At 73.1% G+C, this 14,670-nt stretch carries 15 protein-coding genes; 10 read left to right on the forward strand and 5 right to left on the reverse strand.

Annotation, left to right across the window (positions count from 1 at the left end; all coding sequences use genetic code 11):
* Positions 1-2: 2 nt before the first annotated feature.
* Entirely contained in the window at positions 3-500 is a 498-nt protein-coding gene (locus AC0QU1_RS11210; RefSeq protein WP_483576453.1) for a DoxX family protein, read from the reverse strand.
* Positions 501-570: 70 nt separating this feature from the next.
* On the opposite strand from AC0QU1_RS11210, the gene AC0QU1_RS11215 reads away from it, so the two are divergent.
* Positions 571-1,515: a LysR family transcriptional regulator gene (locus AC0QU1_RS11215; protein WP_483576454.1), complete on the forward strand. Its 945-nt coding sequence runs from the start codon at positions 571-573 to the stop codon at positions 1,513-1,515.
* 29 nt (positions 1,516-1,544) lie between these two features.
* Here the strand turns inward: AC0QU1_RS11215 and cuyB are convergent, their stop codons facing one another.
* Together cuyB and AC0QU1_RS11225 are read right to left on the reverse strand one after the other, a co-directional pair.
* Complete coding sequence (gene cuyB / locus AC0QU1_RS11220; RefSeq protein ID WP_483576455.1) at positions 1,545-2,315, reverse strand: cysteate racemase; 771 nt, start codon at positions 2,313-2,315, stop codon at positions 1,545-1,547.
* Positions 2,308-3,570: a carboxylate--amine ligase gene (locus AC0QU1_RS11225; RefSeq protein WP_483576456.1), complete on the reverse strand. Its 1,263-nt coding sequence runs from the start codon at positions 3,568-3,570 to the stop codon at positions 2,308-2,310. Before AC0QU1_RS11225 ends, cuyB begins: the two co-directional genes overlap by 8 nt.
* A gap of 131 nt (positions 3,571-3,701) precedes the next feature.
* Between AC0QU1_RS11225 and AC0QU1_RS11230 the strand changes: the two genes are divergently transcribed.
* Positions 3,702-3,914: an alpha/beta fold hydrolase gene (locus tag AC0QU1_RS11230; protein ID WP_483576457.1), complete on the forward strand. Its 213-nt coding sequence runs from the start codon at positions 3,702-3,704 to the stop codon at positions 3,912-3,914.
* Positions 3,915-4,033: 119 nt separating this feature from the next.
* On the opposite strand, the gene AC0QU1_RS11235 is transcribed toward AC0QU1_RS11230, so the two are convergent.
* Positions 4,034-5,128, reverse strand: coding sequence for an amidohydrolase family protein (locus AC0QU1_RS11235; RefSeq protein WP_483576458.1), 1,095 nt, complete (start codon positions 5,126-5,128; stop codon positions 4,034-4,036).
* Between the two features lie 222 nt (positions 5,129-5,350).
* Between AC0QU1_RS11235 and AC0QU1_RS11240 the strand changes: the two genes are divergently transcribed.
* The 6 genes from AC0QU1_RS11240 to AC0QU1_RS11265 all read left to right on the forward strand — a co-directional run bounded on the left by AC0QU1_RS11240 (position 5,351) and on the right by AC0QU1_RS11265 (position 11,471).
* A complete protein-coding gene (locus AC0QU1_RS11240) occupies positions 5,351-6,235 on the forward strand; it encodes an SIS domain-containing protein (RefSeq protein WP_483576676.1) in 885 nt (294 codons plus the stop codon).
* Positions 6,236-6,342: 107 nt separating this feature from the next.
* Positions 6,343-7,671, forward strand: a complete 1,329-nt coding sequence (locus AC0QU1_RS11245) for an ABC transporter substrate-binding protein (protein ID WP_483576459.1) — start codon at positions 6,343-6,345, stop codon at positions 7,669-7,671.
* Entirely contained in the window at positions 7,668-8,612 is a 945-nt protein-coding gene (locus AC0QU1_RS11250; RefSeq protein ID WP_483576460.1) for a carbohydrate ABC transporter permease, read from the forward strand. The genes AC0QU1_RS11245 and AC0QU1_RS11250 overlap by 4 nt, the downstream gene beginning before the upstream one ends.
* A complete protein-coding gene (locus AC0QU1_RS11255; RefSeq protein WP_483576461.1) occupies positions 8,609-9,496 on the forward strand; it encodes a carbohydrate ABC transporter permease in 888 nt (295 codons plus the stop codon). The genes AC0QU1_RS11250 and AC0QU1_RS11255 overlap by 4 nt, the downstream gene beginning before the upstream one ends.
* Entirely contained in the window at positions 9,493-10,521 is a 1,029-nt protein-coding gene (locus AC0QU1_RS11260; RefSeq protein WP_483576462.1) for a carbohydrate kinase family protein, read from the forward strand. The genes AC0QU1_RS11255 and AC0QU1_RS11260 overlap by 4 nt, the downstream gene beginning before the upstream one ends.
* Positions 10,518-11,471: a PfkB family carbohydrate kinase gene (locus AC0QU1_RS11265; RefSeq protein ID WP_483576463.1), complete on the forward strand. Its 954-nt coding sequence runs from the start codon at positions 10,518-10,520 to the stop codon at positions 11,469-11,471. The genes AC0QU1_RS11260 and AC0QU1_RS11265 overlap by 4 nt, the downstream gene beginning before the upstream one ends.
* A 96-nt stretch (positions 11,472-11,567) precedes the next feature.
* Here the strand turns inward: AC0QU1_RS11265 and AC0QU1_RS11270 are convergent, their stop codons facing one another.
* Positions 11,568-12,374, reverse strand: a complete 807-nt coding sequence (locus tag AC0QU1_RS11270; RefSeq protein ID WP_483576464.1) for a DeoR/GlpR family DNA-binding transcription regulator — start codon at positions 12,372-12,374, stop codon at positions 11,568-11,570.
* Positions 12,375-12,473: 99 nt separating this feature from the next.
* Here AC0QU1_RS11270 and AC0QU1_RS11275 point away from each other — a divergent pair, with 99 nt between their 5' ends.
* Together AC0QU1_RS11275 and AC0QU1_RS11280 are read left to right on the forward strand one after the other, a co-directional pair.
* The gene (locus AC0QU1_RS11275) at positions 12,474-13,802 is read left to right on the forward strand and encodes an alpha-glucosidase/alpha-galactosidase (protein ID WP_483576465.1); all 1,329 of its coding nucleotides are present in this window, start codon (positions 12,474-12,476) and stop codon (positions 13,800-13,802) included.
* Complete coding sequence (locus AC0QU1_RS11280; RefSeq protein WP_483576466.1) at positions 13,799-14,644, forward strand: class II fructose-bisphosphate aldolase; 846 nt, start codon at positions 13,799-13,801, stop codon at positions 14,642-14,644. The genes AC0QU1_RS11275 and AC0QU1_RS11280 overlap by 4 nt, the downstream gene beginning before the upstream one ends.
* Positions 14,645-14,670: the final 26 nt, after the last annotated feature.

The following is a 14,670-nucleotide window of genomic DNA, read 5'->3' on the forward strand; positions in this document are numbered from 1 at the left end:
GTCTAGAACGCTCCGCTGGGCTGTCCCGCGCGGTCGGCGTCCTTGGTGCGGCGGCGGGCGGCGAGCACGCCGTCGACGCCGAACCTGCCCCCGCCCGTGCCGATCAGGGCGAGCGAGGCGGCGAGCATGATGAACGCGAACCCGGATCCGCTGCCGTCCTGCCCCATGACCAGCGGTTCGCCGGGGTGGACGAAGATCAGCGCGCCGGCCATGACGACGGCGAAGCCGGCGCCGACCAGCCGGGTCAGGGCGCCGAACAGCACCACGATGCCGCCGATGAGCTGCATGTAGGCGCCGAAGTATGCGCTGACCTCCGGCAGCGGGATGCCGGCGCCCCGGTAGTTCTCCACGTTCGCGCCGGCCCCGCCCGGCTGGGTCGCGTCGCCCAGGCCGTGCGCGATGAACACGGCGCCGACGGCGAGGCGGAGCACGAGCAGTCCGAGGTCGGTGGCGAGTCGCTGGTTGTCGTCGGTCAGGAAGGTTCTGGTCGAGAGGTTCATGGCTCCACTGCACCAGCCCCACCACCTCGCGGGGAAAGACCGCCTCGGTCCCGATCTATACTCACCGGGTATGGACGGGATCGAGGTGCGCGAGCTGCGCTACTTCGTGGCCGTGGCCGAGGAGCTCAGCTTCTCGCGCGCCGCGGAGCGGCTCGGCATGGCCCAGCCCCCGCTGTCCCGGGCGATCCGGCAGCTCGAACGGCGGCTGGGTGCCCGGCTCTTCGACCGGGACACACGGCGCGTCGAGCTGACCGAGCTCGGGGCGGTGCTGCTCGACGAGGCCCGGTACGCGCTGGACGTGCTCGCCGGCGTCGGACGGCGGGCCGGCCGCGCGGCCCAGGACGTACCCACGCTGACCGTCACGGCCAAACCGGGTATCGCCACGGGCATGCTGCGGCACATCCTGGGCGCGTACGCACGGCTGCCGGGCGCGGTCCGGGTGGAGACCGTGGTCAGCGGCTACCGGGAGCAGGCCGACATGGTGCGGGACGGGCGGGCCGACGTCGCCCTGCTCAGCTCCTACTTCGACCCGCGTGGGCTGGACAGCGAACCACTCAGCGTGGAGCCCCGCGTGGTCGCGCTGCCGGCCGGGCACCGGCTGGTCCAGCACGACGAGCTGAGGTGCGCGGACCTGCAGGGCGAGCCGATGCCGCAGTGGCCCCAGGCCACGCCCGCCGAACGCGCCTACTGGTCCGGCCGCGACAGCCACGACGCCCGGGCGACTGCCCGCTCGGGCGGTCCGCGGCTCGTCGACGACGGCGCCGAGACCGCCGGCCCCATGGTGACCGACCCCAGTCAGCTCATCGAGGTCGTCGCGCTGGGCCAGGCCGTCGCGCTCATACCTCAGAGCCTGGCCCGTGCGCACGTGCGGGCCGACGTCGTCTACCGGCGCGTCACCGACGCCAGCCCGTACACGATCGCGCTGGCCTGGTCCGAAGGCTCCCGCTCCCCGGAGACGGCCCGGCTCGTGCGCATCGCCACCGACCTGCACCAACCGCAGGCAGCGACCGCCTGAGGCATCTGCCTGACGGCGCTCGGCCGGCGCTACCCCTCGGCGCGCGGGCGGCGGCCCGCGCGCAGCACCGTGGCCCGGGCCAGCTCGTCGAGGGAGTCCACGAGCACGACGTCGGGCAGGCGGTCCCGCGGGGTCGCCTCGGCCGCGACCGACAGCTCGGTGCACCCCAGGACGATCGCGCCGGCGCCACGGGACCGCAGGTCGGCGATCACGCCCGCCAGCGCGGTGAGGTCACCGCCGCGGCCCGCCTTGACGCCGTCGTAGATCAGGGACGTCACGGCCGCCTGACCGGCGACATCGGGCAGCAGGGTCTTGACGCCGCGCGCGCTGAAGGCGTCCAGGTAGACGCCCGACGCGATGGTTCCCTCCGTCGCGAGCAGGCCGACCGCCTCCGGCCGTGAGCCGCTGAGGCGGTCGGTCCAGGCGTCGCACGACAGCACCGCCGACACCGTCGCGTCCACCGCGGACAGCAGGGGCACCGACGTCGCCGCGCCGATCGCGCCGGCGAAGGCGTGCGCCGTGTTGCACGGCAGCACGAGGAAGCCGACGCCCGCCGCGGCGAGCCGGCGCGCGTCGTCGGCGAGCACGGGCCCCGGGTCGTCGGTGGAGCGACCCAGCACGAACGCCGTCCGGTCCGGGACGGTCGCGTGCTGCAGCACCACCATGTCGACGTGGTCCTGGTCGCGTGCCGCGTCGGTCAGGCGGACCACGCGTTCCATGAACAGGACCGTCGCGAGCGGGCCGACCCCGCCCAGCACGCCGACGAGTGTCCCGGCGCCCGCCGCGCCGATGTCAGGCAACCTCGCGCTCCGCGGGCGGGAGGGGCGCGCCGGCCCCGGGCTGCGCGGGCTCGCCGTCCGCCTCCCGGGGCGGGTGGAACTGCGCGAACTTGCGCACCTGGTTCAGCTCCGCGAGCCGCACCCAGGTGTCGCGGCGCGGCGACACGTCCCGCCGGTACTTCAGCGGGTGCACGACGCGGGCGCGGCGGTAGGCGGCGCGCACCGACTCGTCGTGCACGTACCGGTCCAGGAGGAAGCCGGGCACTATCCGGTACAGCACCTCCAGCGGCTCCGCGGCCTGCGGCCAGTGCCCGGTGAGGTGGTCCGCCACCCAGTAGGCGGCGGGGTTCAGCCGGCTCGCGGTCAGGTAGTAGTTGGACCGCCCCGTGCGCGGGTTCAGCTCGAAGAAGTGTCCGACGCCGGTCCGCGGGTCCACCTTGACGTCGAAGTTCGCGAACCCGGTCCAGCCGAGGTGTTCCACGAGCCGGCGGGCATCCGCCTCGACCTGGGGGAGCCGGCCGGTGAGGATCGCGGCCGGGTTGCCCAGCGTGCCCGGCGTGTGCTCCTCGAGCAGCACGGTGCCGCCCCACGCCATGCGCACAGCGCCCTCGCGGTCGGAGTAGGTGGTCATGATCCGCATCTGCGCGTCGTCGCCGGGCACGTACTCCTGGATGATCATGGGCCGCCGGTAGCCGGCGTCGCCCGCCGCCTTCAGGAGCGCCGCCAGCTCGGCCCGGTCGGCGACCAGGTGCACCTTCGCCTTGCCGCGGAAGGACACCCGGTGCCACGCCGTGTTGTCGCCGGGCTTGGCGATCACCGGGTAGCGCAGGTCGAGGTCGCCGACCGGCTGCCCGCCGTCGCGCACCTCCGTGCGCGGGTGCGGGACCCCGATCTCGTGGCAGAGCTCGGAGAACCGCTGCTTGTCCATCACCCGGTCGAGCAGCTCGACCGACGGGTAGGGGACGAGCGCCACGTCCTCCAGCCGCGCGCGGTGCTCGGCGAGGGCCCGCACGTACCAGTCCACGCAGGTGAGCGCGATGACCGGCCCCGGTGCCGTCGCGGCGACCCGGCGGATCAGCTCGACCATGACGTCGGGGTCGTCGAGGCGCGGCTCGACGACGTTCCGGAGGATGGTGGAGTGGGCGACGTTCGGCGTCGGGCGGATGGACACGACGGTCGACCTGACGCCGTAGCCCTCGTGGAAGGCGCGGGCGAGGCTGTAGGCGCCGGCGTCGCCACCGAGGATGACCGGGTGGACCGCTGCGAAGTTCCTCATGTCACCTCATACGGCCGGCGGACGAGGAACGTTGTGTCATGAGGTGGGTGAACTGGAAAATTCGGACTCAGCCGAATCCTGGGTAGGGCGCAGGCCGGTCCCCGGCCGGCGTCTGTGGCATGGTGGAGAACGTGACAGCAGGCACGGTCCACCATCGGCGGACCGGCGTCGACGGGCTGGACATCTTCTACCGGGAAGCGGGTCCGCCCGACGCGCCGGTCCTGCTCCTCCCGCACGGCTATCCGGCCTCGTCGTTCGCCTACCGGCACCTGATGCCCGCCCTCGCGGACCGCTGGCGCACGGTGGCGCCCGACCTGCCTGGGGCGCGCATCAGACCCGCCTGACGGAAGACCCACCGGCCGCCGAAGCCGCGCGCCTGCTCGTCTGGCCGGACAGCCTCACGAGGCTCCCAGCAGACGGCCCGCTTGGACTGGGCCCTGGTCGAGGTCTTGCCGAGGTCGTGTCAGCCGAGCCCGAGCACCCGCCGGGCATTGCCCGCGTACAGGCCCGGCAGCAGGTGGGCGGGCAGGTCGGCACCGGCGATCTGCCACCGGCCCTGCGGCGGGATCGCCGCGCCCGGGGCGTAGTCGAAGCACTCGTCGTCCGTCTCCAGGAAGCGGAAGTGGACCTCGAGCTGCTCGGGGGACAGCGGGAAGGCGTCCGTGCCGAACAGGACCCGGTCCGGGAAGGCCTCCACCAACCGCCGGAACCGCCGGGGCTGGCGGCCGAGCTCGCCGAGCCGGCCCGCGATGTCCACCACGAGGTGGGGCGCGGCCCGCAGGAGCCGCTCGACGCGGTCGAGGTCCTCGGCGACGCAGCCGACGTGCGCCCCGATGTACCGGGTGCCCGGCGTCGCCACCAGCAGGCGCTCGAACGCGTCCAGGAGCTGGTCGAAGGACGGGTAGCGGTCCCGGTCGGCGAAGGACCAGTCGGGCTGGCCCGCCAGCTCGTCGAACCGCTCGTTGTGTGCGTCCAGCGGTTCGAAGAACGCCTTCGGGTCGGCGACGTGCACGAGGGCCGGCAGGCCGAGCTCGCCGGCCAGGGTCAGCACGTCGACCACCCGCCGGTCGTCCGGGAGCACGAGCTCGCCGTCCGGCCCCCGGACCGTGAGGCCCACGTTCTTCCAGACCTTGAGGCCCCTGGCGCCGCGCGCGGCGCTGTCGCGGAGCTGGTCCAGGATCTCGCGCTCGCCGCCGGCGTGGCCCAGCAGGGTCCAGTCGACCTGGCAGAACGTGAGGAACCGGCCGGGGTGGGCGCGGTCGTACCGGTCGAGGTTGGCGTCCAGCTCGTCGCCCCACAGCCCGTCCAGGTTGACGACGGTCTCGATCCCGGCGTCGTCCATCATCGCCAGCAGCGCGGCGACGTCGGGCGCGCACCAGTCCTTCGTGAGCCAGCGGCCGAGGTGGTTGTGCACGTCGACCGCGGGCACCGCCCCGCGCCGGACCCGCGTGGTGGGGACCGAGACCTGCGGCCGCGGGGCCCAGTCGACGAGCCGGAGGCTCGGGACCGTGGTGCCGGCGGAGCCGTCGGCTCCCAGCGGGTCGTGAACATGGCTCATGACTGCCTCCTCGGTGAGGGTCAGCGAAAGTGCTCGACGTGAGCGTGACACCGAAGAGGATCGGGCATGCGTGAGCAGATTGCCGACTTGCTACGCGATTCACTCAGTCAGAGTGATCGAATCCGCCAGTCTTGGTGACTGGCGCGCAACTGTCGAGCACCATGGGCGACGACGACGCCCGGCCCCGGGCGCCCCGACGACGACAGGAAGCCGCACGTGAGCATGAGCAGCACGACCGAGCGTGAGATCCGCAGCCAGCCCGAGGTGTGGGCCGGCGCCGTCGCCGCGGCCGCCGACGGCGGGCAGGTGCTCGGCCGCCCCGGCGAGCGCGTGCTGCTGCTCGGCTGCGGCACCAGCGCGTTCGTCGCCGAGTCCCTGGCCGTGCTGCGCGAGCGGGCCGGGCTCGGCGAGACCGACGCCGCCTACGCGTCGGAGTGGTACCCGGGCCGCGCCTACGACCGGGTGGTCGTGATCAGCCGCTCCGGCACCACGAGCGAGGTGCTCGACGCCCTCGCCCGCGTGCCGGCAGGCACCAGCACCGTGGCCGCCGTCGTCGGCGTCGCCGGGACGCCCGTGGCGCTGGCCGCCGACGAGGTGCTGGTGCTGGACTTCGCCGACGAGGAGTCGGTGGTCCAGACGCGGTTCCCCACGTCGGTCCTTGCGCTGGCGCGGACGGCGTTCGGCGAGGACCTGGCGCCCGTCGTCGAGCAGGCCCGGCGGGTGCTCGACGCGCCGCTGCCCGTCGACCCGGCGCGCTACGAGCACTTTGTCTTTCTCGGCAGATCGTGGAGCCACGGCCTGGCGCAGGAGGCCGCGCTCAAGATCCGCGAGGCCGCGCAGGCCTGGTCGGAGTCCTACCCGGCCCTCGACTACCGCCACGGCCCCGTGGCGGTGGCGGGGGAGCGGAGCCTCGTGACGCTCTTCGGCGACGCCGACCCGGCGCTCGCCGCCGACGTCGAGCGCACGGGGGCCACCGTGCGGCACGACGACCTCGACCCCCTGGTCCAGCTCGTGCAGGCGCAGCGGCTCGCCGTCGAGCTGGCCCGCTCGCGTGGGCTGGACGCCGACACCCCACGCCACCTGACCCGGTCGGTGGTGCTCGGCTGAGCCGCGCGGCTCGGGCGCGCCCCGGACAGTACCGAAGGAGAACCGAGGCAGGACCCCAGGAAGTACCACCGCAGACCACCCAGAACGCAGAAGAGACGAGGACGATCATGCTGCGTCAATCCCTCCGAACCCCCCGCGGACGCGGCGCCCTCGGCGCCGTCTCCCTCCTCGCCACGACGGCCCTGCTGGCCGCGTGCTCGTCGGGTGCCCAGGGCGCCACGACGCTCGACAAGGACGCCGAGGTCACGCTGACCTGGTGGACGGGTCAGGCCGACCAGGCCCAGGACATCCTCACCGGGCTGGCCGAGGAGTTCGAGCAGGAGCACCCCAACGTCACCATCGAGGTCTCGTCGGGCGCGCCCTCGACCGAGGACCTGCTGCAGAAGCTGTCGTCGTCGTTCGCGGGCGGCACCTACCCGGACATTTCCTACGCGTTCGGGTCGTGGGCCAGCGAGCTCGCCGAGTCCGAGCGCACGCTCGACATCACCGAGCAGGTGGCCGACCCCGCCGTCGGCTGGGACGAGTTCCCGGGTGCGGCGCGCGCGACGGCGCAGCCGACGGGCGAGGCGACCATCGGGTTCCCGGCCGTGGTGGACAACATCTCGCTGATCTACAACAAGACGGTGTTCGACGAGGCCGGCGTCGACTACCCCACCGAGGACTGGACGTGGGACGACTTCCGGACGGCGGCCCGCGAGCTGACCGACCCGGAGACCACCACCTACGGGTACGGGTATTCCGTCTCGGGCTCCGAGGAGACCACCTGGCAGTTCTGGCCGCACCTGTGGCAGAACGGCGGCGAGATCCTCGACGAGTCCGGCACCGAGGCGACCTTCGACTCGGAGGCGGGCGTCGAGGCGCTCACCCTGCTGCGCGACATGGCCGTCGAGGACGAGTCGGTGTACCTGGACCAGACCGACACCAAGTTCGGACAGATCTTCGCGAGCGACCAGATCGGCATGATCACGTCCGGCCCGTGGTCGCTGTACGACCTCCAGGTGGCCGGGACGGACTACGGCGTCGTGCCGCTGCCCGGGACCGACGGCAAGCACACCACCATCTCGGGCGCCGACCTGTGGGTGCTCTTCGACCACCAGGACGCCAACCGCGAGTACTGGGCGTACGAGTTCACCAAGTGGCTCACCGACGCCGAGCAGGACGTGCGCTGGAACGTCGCGTACGGCAACCTGCCGCTGCGCGAGAGCGAGATCGACTCGCCCGAGTTCCAGCAGCAGGTGAAGGAGATGCCCGGCCTGGACGTGATGGCCGAGAACAGCAAGAACGCGACCATCCCGCGGCCCACGGTGCCCGGGTACGTGAACCTGTCCGAGGCGATCGGCACCGCGATCTCCCAGGTGCTGCAGGGGCAGGGCGAGCCGGCCGAGGCGCTGGAGCGGGCCGCCGACGAAGCGACCGCGGCGCTGGCGGACAAGTGACCGCCACCGCCGCGGTGGCGCGGCCCGGTCCCGCCCCGGGGCGCGTTCGGCGGCCCGGGGCGGCCCGCCGGGTCCGGGAGGGGCTGACCGGGTGGGGGTTCGTCGCGCCGGCGACCCTCATCGTGCTCGGCCTGTCGATCTTCCCGGCGGTGTGGGCGTTCCTGCTCTCGCTGCAGGACTGGAACGGGTTCTCCACGCCCGAGCCGGTCGGGCTGGACAACTACCGCGAGCTGGCCACCGACGCCGACCTCGCAGCGGCCGCCGGGCACACCCTGCTGTACACCGCGCTGTTCGTGCCGGCCTCCGTGCTGCTGGGCCTCGGGCTCGCGGTGGCCCTGAACCGGCGGATCGTCCTGGTGGGCCTGTACCGCACCCTGATCTTCCTGCCGTTCGTGGTGTCCGCCGCCGCGACAGGCATCCTCACCACCTACCTGTTCAACCCGCAGTTCGGGCTGGTCAACAACGTGCTGCGCGTGCTGGGCCTGCCCCAGCAGGGCTGGCTGGAGGACCCGAACCAGGCGATGGTGGTCATCGCGCTGATGTCGCTGTGGGGGCAGGCCGCGTTCACGACGGTCATCTACCTCGCCGCGCTCCAGGACATCCCCGCCGAGCTCAGCGAGGCCGCGCGCGTGGACGGCGCCAACCGCTGGCAGTCGTTCTGGCACGTGACGTTCCCGCAGCTCGCGCCCGTGACGGTGTTCGTGACGATCTGGCAGACCATCCAGTCGATCCAGCTCTTCGACCTCGTGTACACGACCACGCGGGGCGGGCCCCTGAAGGCCACCGAGACGATCGTCTACTACCTGTGGACCTCGGCGTTCAAGGAGCTGGAGTTCGGCTACGCGTCGGCGGTGGCCTACGGGTTGTTCGCCGTCACCCTCGCGATCACCATCGGCGTGACGATCTACTCGCGCCGCAGCACCGTCGGAGGCCTGGGATGACCCTGCTCGCCACACCCGCCCGCGCGTCGTCCTGGCCGCCGTCGGACGAGCCGGAGCCCGAGCCGCGCCGTCGGCGGCGGACGGGCTGGTGGCACCTCGTGCTGGTGCCCGTGGCGCTGCTGTTCGCCACGCCGTTCGTGCAGATGTTCCTCACGTCGCTGACGCCGGAGGCGGAGATCAACCGGTTCCCGCCACGGTTCTTCCCCTCGTCGCTGACCCTCGACGGGTACGTGAAGCTGTTCCGCGACTCCGACGTGCTGCTGTGGACCGGCAACACGATCCTCGTGTCGGCGGTCGCCGTGGCCTCGCACCTGGTGCTGTGCTCGCTGGCGGGCTACGGTTTCGCGCGGCTGAAGTTCCCGGGGCGGCAGGTCGGGTTTCTCCTGATCGTGGCCACGATCATGATCCCGACGCAGCTCCTCATGGTGCCCACCTACGTGATGTTCGCGCGCGTGGGCATCATCGACACGCTCGCCGCCGCGATGGTCCCGTGGCTCGCGTCGGTGTTCGGCATCTTCCTGATGCGCCAGTTCTTCCTGTCCCTGCCGGCGGAGCTCGAGGAGGCGGCGGTGCTGGACGGCTGCTCGCGCCTGACCACGTTCTGGCGCATCATCCTGCCGCTGGCCCGGCCGGCGCTCGCGACCCTGGCGATCTTCACGCTGCTGGGCTCGTGGAACGACCTGGTCTGGCCGCTCATCGCCATCAACGACCCCAACGCCTTCACGCTGCAGCTCGGCATCACCAACTTCCAGGGCGCCCGGCGCACGGACTGGTCGCTGCTCATGGCGGGCAACGTGGTGGCGACGCTGCCCCTGATCCTCTTCTTCGTGTTCGCGCAGAAGCAGTTCATCGCGACCATGACCTTCACGGGAGTCAAGGGATGACCGACCAGCAGAGCGGTGCGGTGCCGCAGGGGGCCGCGGCATCCGGAGGCGCCGCGGCCGGGGCCGCGCCGCCCTCGCCCCGGCCCGTGGTCGTGGTCGGGGACGCGAACGTCGACCTCGTGCTGCGCGGCGACGTCGTGCCGCGGTTCGGCCAGGCCGAGCAGCTCGCCGACTCGGGCGACCTGGTGCTCGGCGGTTCCGCGAGCATCGCGGCGTCGGGCGTTGCACGCCTGGGCGTGCCGACGGCGCTGGTCGCGCGAGTGGGCGCCGACACGTTCGGCACGTTCACGCTCGACGCGCTGCGCGGGTGCGGCGTGGACGTCGGATCCGTCGAGGTGGCCGACGACGAGCCCACCGGGCTGTCGGTGATCCTCTCCACGCCGCACGACCGGGCGATCCTCACCGTGCCCGGGACCATCCCGACGCTCACGGGGGAGCGGGTCACGGCGGTGCTCGACGTGCCGACCGCGCACCCGGGGCTGCTGCACGTCGCCTCCTACTTCCTCCAGCCGGGCCTGGCGCGGGCCCTGCCCGGCGTGCTCGCGCGCGCCCGGGAGCAGGGCTGGACCACGAGCCTGGACACCAACTGGGACCCGGCGGAGGAGTGGGCGGGGCTCGCCGACGTCCTGGGTCACCTGGACCTGCTGCTGCCCAACCGCAACGAGCTGCGCGCCATCGCGGCCGCCCTGGGCGAGCCCGGGGGTCTGGACGACGTCGAGCTCGCGACCCGTCTGGCCCGGCGCGGCCCGCGGGTCGTGGTCAAGGACGGCGCCGACGGCGGATGGTCGGTGGGCGCCGACGGCGACGTCGTGCGCGCGCCGGGCGTGGCCGTCGACGTCGTGGACACCACCGGCGCCGGGGACAGCTTCGACGCCGGGTACCTGGCGGCGCTCGCGTACGGGGTCTCGGACGAGTCGGAGCGCGTGCGGTGGGCGACCGCCGCGGGGTCGCTGTCGACACTCGGTTCCGGCGGGACCGGGCGGCAGGCCACGCGCGCCGACCTGGAGCGGGAGCTCGCGCGGTGATCTCGGCGCTCGCCCTCAGCCCGTCGCTCGATGTCACCTACGTGGTCGACGAGCTGGCCGGGATCCAGCGCCCCCGCTCGGTCCACCGGGTGGCGGGCGGCAAGGCGCTCAACGCGGCCCGGGCGGCCGCCGCGCTCGGCGCCCGGGTCTCGGCCGTCGCGGTGCTCGGCGGGGGCGCGGGGCAGGACGTGGCCGACGGCGCGCGGGCCGACGGCGTCGACCTGCACGTGGTGCCAGGGGAGCCGACGCGGAGCTGCGTCTCGATCTTCGCGCGGGACACCGGGCGGCTCACCGAGATCTACGAGCGGGCCGTGGCGCTGTCCGCCGATTCGGCGCGGGCTGCGCTGGACACCGCCGTCGAGCTGGCCGCGGCCCGGCCGGGGTGGTGGCTCGTCTCGGGCGGCCTCCCGGGTTCGGCGTCTGCCGGCCTACTCGCTGACGTCGTCCGCCGGCTGCACGACGCCGGGGTGCGCGTCGCGGTCGACAGCCACGGGAAGCCGCTGCGCGGTGCCGTGGGAGCTCGTCCCGACCTGGTGAAGGTCAACCGGGGGGAGGCGCTGGAGTTGGTCGGCGGTGGCGTGGAACAGGCAGTGCCGGACCTGCTCGCCGCCGTCCACGCGCGCACGGGGGGACTGGTCGTGATCACCGACGGCGCCGCCGGGGCCTGGGCGACCGACGGCGGCCGGGTGCTGCGCGCGACCCTCGCCGGTCACACCGGAGGCTTCCCGGTGGGCAGCGGCGACTCGTTCCTGGGCGGCCTGCTTGTGGGGTTGGACGGCGGCGCCGACCTGGCGGAGGCCTTGGCACTCGCGACCGCGACGGGCACGGCGAACGCCCAGGTCCCGGGCGCGGCGGTGCTCGACAAGGAGCTGGCGATCCGCCTGGCGCAGGACGTCGAAGTAACCCCCGGCGCCGAACCGCAAGACACACGTCCATCGCGTGCCAGATAGACCAGGATCCTTCGGCTCGGCGGCATCCATCACACGGATCTTGCGGTTCGGCGGCTGGGGTGACGAGCAACTTGCGGTTCGGCGTTGTCGGCCCGATCAGTCCGGAACGACCTGGATCTCCACGCCGGCCGCCTCGATCGCCGCGAGGGCCTCCTCGTCCGCCGACGAGTCCGTGACCAGCACGTCGATCTCCGCCAGGTCGGCCACCTTCGCCAGGGTCACCCGGCCCACCTTCGAGCCGTCCGCCACGACCACCACGTGCTCGGCGTGCGCGAGCATCGCGTGGTTGGTGCGGGCCTCGGTCTCGTCGTGGGTCGTGGCGCCGCCGCGCACGCTGATGCCGTCGGTGCCCAGGAACGCGGTGCCGACGTTGATGGCGTTGAACGTGTTCTCGGCCAGTGCCCCGACGGCCTCGAACGAGCTGGACCGGACGAACCCGCCGGTCATGATCACCTTGAGGTTGCTGCGGGAGGCGAGCTCGGTGGCGGTGGTCAGCGCGTTGGTCACGATCGCGAGGTCGGGCCGGGTGGCCAGCGCGCGGGCGACGGCGGCCGCCGTCGTGCCGCCGCTGATCGCCACCGAGTAGCGGCCCGCCGGGAGCAGGCCCGCCGCGTGCTCCGCGATGCGCACCTTGGCGTCGCGGAACCGGTTGTCCCGCAGCAGCACGGGCACCTCGGTGGTGGGGTCGAGCGCGCGGACGCCGCCGTGCGTGCGCACCAGCAGGCCCTGCTCCTCCATGGCGGCCAGGTCGCGCCGCATGGTCGCCGACGAGACGTCGAGCTCCCGGACGAGGTCGGTGAGCCGGGTGGTGCCCTGCTCGTTGACGTAGGTCAGGGTGCGCATCATGCGTTCGGTGCGCTTGTGCGAGATGGCGTGTGGTCCCGGTCCCGCCGTGGTCGCCATGCCGTTCCCTTCTCGAATCGCTCACTCAAACTGATCGTTTATCGCGAATTCTGATCGCATTCTTGCACAGGTCGCGCGGGTCCATCGATGATCAACGCCATGGTCAGCATCGCGTTCATCGGCGCCGGGAGCGTCGTCTTCACCCGGCAGCTCGTCGCCGACATCCTGCGCTTTCCCGAGCTCACCAGCGCGCGGCTCGTGCTCCACGACATCGACCCGGAGCGGCTCGGGATCGCCGAGGCGACCGCCCGCCAGGTGGACCGGCAGCTCGGCGCCCGGGCGACCGTCGTCGCGACGCAGGACCGCCGGGCCGCGCTCGACGGCGCGGACTTCGTGATCAACATGATCCAGGTCGGCGGCGTCGACGCCACGATCAAGGACCTGGAGATCCCGGCCCGGCACGGCCTGCGCCAGACCATCGGCGACACGACCGGCGTCGGCGGCATCTTCCGTGCGCTGCGAACCTTCCCGGTGCTCACGGCGCTGGCCGCCGACATGCGCGAGCTGTGCCCGGACGCCTGGCTGCTGAACTACACCAACCCCATGGCGATGAACGTCTGGTGGCTGTCCACCGTGGCCCCCGAGCTCAAGGTGGCCGGCCTGTGCCACAGCGTCTACTGGACGGCGCACGACCTCGCCGAGCTGGTCGGGGTCCCGGTGGAGGAGACCAGCTACCGCGCGGCCGGCGTCAACCACCAGGCCTGGCTGCTCCAGTGGGAGTACGGCGGCAAGGACCTGTACCCCCTGCTGCGCGACCGTATCGCCGCCGACCCGGAGCTGGAGCGCCGCGTGCGCGTCGAGATCTTCCGCCGCCTCGGCTACTACCCCACGGAGACCAGCGAGCACTCCTCGGAGTACCTGTCCTGGTTCCTGCGCTCGGACGCGCAGGTCGAGCGCTACCGGCTGCAGCCGCTGGAGTACGTCGGCATCAGCCGCGAGAACCTCGCCGAGCTCGACCGCGCCCGCCAGATTCTCGCCGCCGGCGGCGACCTGAAGCTGGAGGAGGGCGCGAGCGAGTACGCGCCCCAGATCATCCACTCGCTGGTCACGGGCACGCGCCGCGAGATCCACGTCAACGTGCCCAACCGCGGGCTGATCGACAACCTGGGCCAGGACGCCGTCGTCGAGGTGCCCGCCGTGGTCGACGGCGACGGCGTCGCGCCGGTGCCGATGGGCGTCCTGCCGATCCAGTGCGCGGCCGTCAACCAGGCCTACGTCTCGGTGGGCCGCCTGACCGTCGAGGCCGCCCGCACCGGCGACCCGCTCCTGGTGCGCCAGGCCGCGCTCATGGACCCCAACACGGCCTCCACGCTGATCCCCGAGCAGATCTGGGCCGTGTGCGACGAGCTGACCGCCGCGCACGGCGACCTGCTGCCCGAGGCGCTGCGCGGCGGTGCCGTCCTGAGCGGACCGGCGGGCGTGCTGTGACCCTCGTGCGCACGGGCGACCTCGTGGCCGACGCCGCCCGCGCCGGCGGCGCGGTCCTCGCGTTCAACGTGATCACCCTTGAGCACGCCGAGGGCATCGCCGAGGGCCTGGCGGCGGCCGGCGTCCCGGGCATCCTGCAGGTCAGCGAGAACGCGGTGCGCTTCCACGGCGGGCGGATGACGCCCCTGGTCGCGGCGTGCCGCGAGATCGCGGCGTCGGCGGCCGTGCCGCTGTCGGTGCACCTGGACCACATCCAGGACGTCGCCCTGGCCGAGTCGGTCGTGGCCGAGGCGGAGCGGCTCGGCATCTCGTCGCTCATGGTCGACGCCGCCCACCTCGCCTACGAGGACAACGTCGCCACGACGGCGGACCTTGCCGCCGCCGGCCACGGCGCGTCGCTGTGGGTCGAGGCCGAGCTGGGCGAGATCGGCGGCAAGGACGGCGCGCACGCGCCCGGCGTCCGCACGGACCCCGAGGAGGCGGCGTCATTCGTGGAGCGGACCGGCGTGGACGGCCTGGCCGTGGCGGTGGGCAGCTCCCACGCGATGACGACGGCGACCGCCGAGCTCGACCACGACCTGATCGCCCGCCTCGCCGAGCGGCTGCCGGTGCCGCTCGTGCTGCACGGGTCCTCGGGGGTGCCGGTCCCGGCGCTCCGGGCGGCGGTCGAGGCGGGGATCCGCAAGATCAACGTCGGCACGGCGCTCAACGTGGGCTACACGACCGAGGTGCGGCGCTACCTGTCGGACGACGCGCGCGTGACCGACCCCCGCAAGTACCTGACGAAGGCCCGCGGCGCGATCAGCGCGGCGGTCCAGGACCTGGCTGCGGCCCTCCGCTGAGCGCGAGGAGTGCGGGATACTCGCCC

It is taken from the genome of Promicromonospora noduliphila (genome assembly GCF_056951025.1).

What these genes read in the sequence shown, in the direction of transcription:
- AC0QU1_RS11275 (WP_483576465.1), top strand. Translation starts at nt 12,474, where the DNA reads ATGGTCAGCATCGCGTTCATCGGCGCCGGGAGCGTCGTCTTCACCCGG.
- AC0QU1_RS11240 (WP_483576676.1), top strand. Translation starts at nt 5,351, where the DNA reads ATGAGCAGCACGACCGAGCGTGAGATCCGCAGCCAGCCCGAGGTGTGG.
- AC0QU1_RS11235 (WP_483576458.1), bottom strand. Translation starts at nt 5,128, where the DNA reads ATGAGCCATGTTCACGACCCGCTGGGAGCCGACGGCTCCGCCGGCACC.
- AC0QU1_RS11270 (WP_483576464.1), bottom strand. Translation starts at nt 12,374, where the DNA reads ATGGCGACCACGGCGGGACCGGGACCACACGCCATCTCGCACAAGCGC.
- AC0QU1_RS11255 (WP_483576461.1), top strand. Translation starts at nt 8,609, where the DNA reads ATGACCCTGCTCGCCACACCCGCCCGCGCGTCGTCCTGGCCGCCGTCG.
- AC0QU1_RS11225 (WP_483576456.1), bottom strand. Translation starts at nt 3,570, where the DNA reads ATGAGGAACTTCGCAGCGGTCCACCCGGTCATCCTCGGTGGCGACGCC.
- AC0QU1_RS11210 (WP_483576453.1), bottom strand. Translation starts at nt 500, where the DNA reads ATGAACCTCTCGACCAGAACCTTCCTGACCGACGACAACCAGCGACTC.
- AC0QU1_RS11215 (WP_483576454.1), top strand. Translation starts at nt 571, where the DNA reads ATGGACGGGATCGAGGTGCGCGAGCTGCGCTACTTCGTGGCCGTGGCC.
- AC0QU1_RS11245 (WP_483576459.1), top strand. Translation starts at nt 6,343, where the DNA reads ATGCTGCGTCAATCCCTCCGAACCCCCCGCGGACGCGGCGCCCTCGGC.
- AC0QU1_RS11260 (WP_483576462.1), top strand. Translation starts at nt 9,493, where the DNA reads ATGACCGACCAGCAGAGCGGTGCGGTGCCGCAGGGGGCCGCGGCATCC.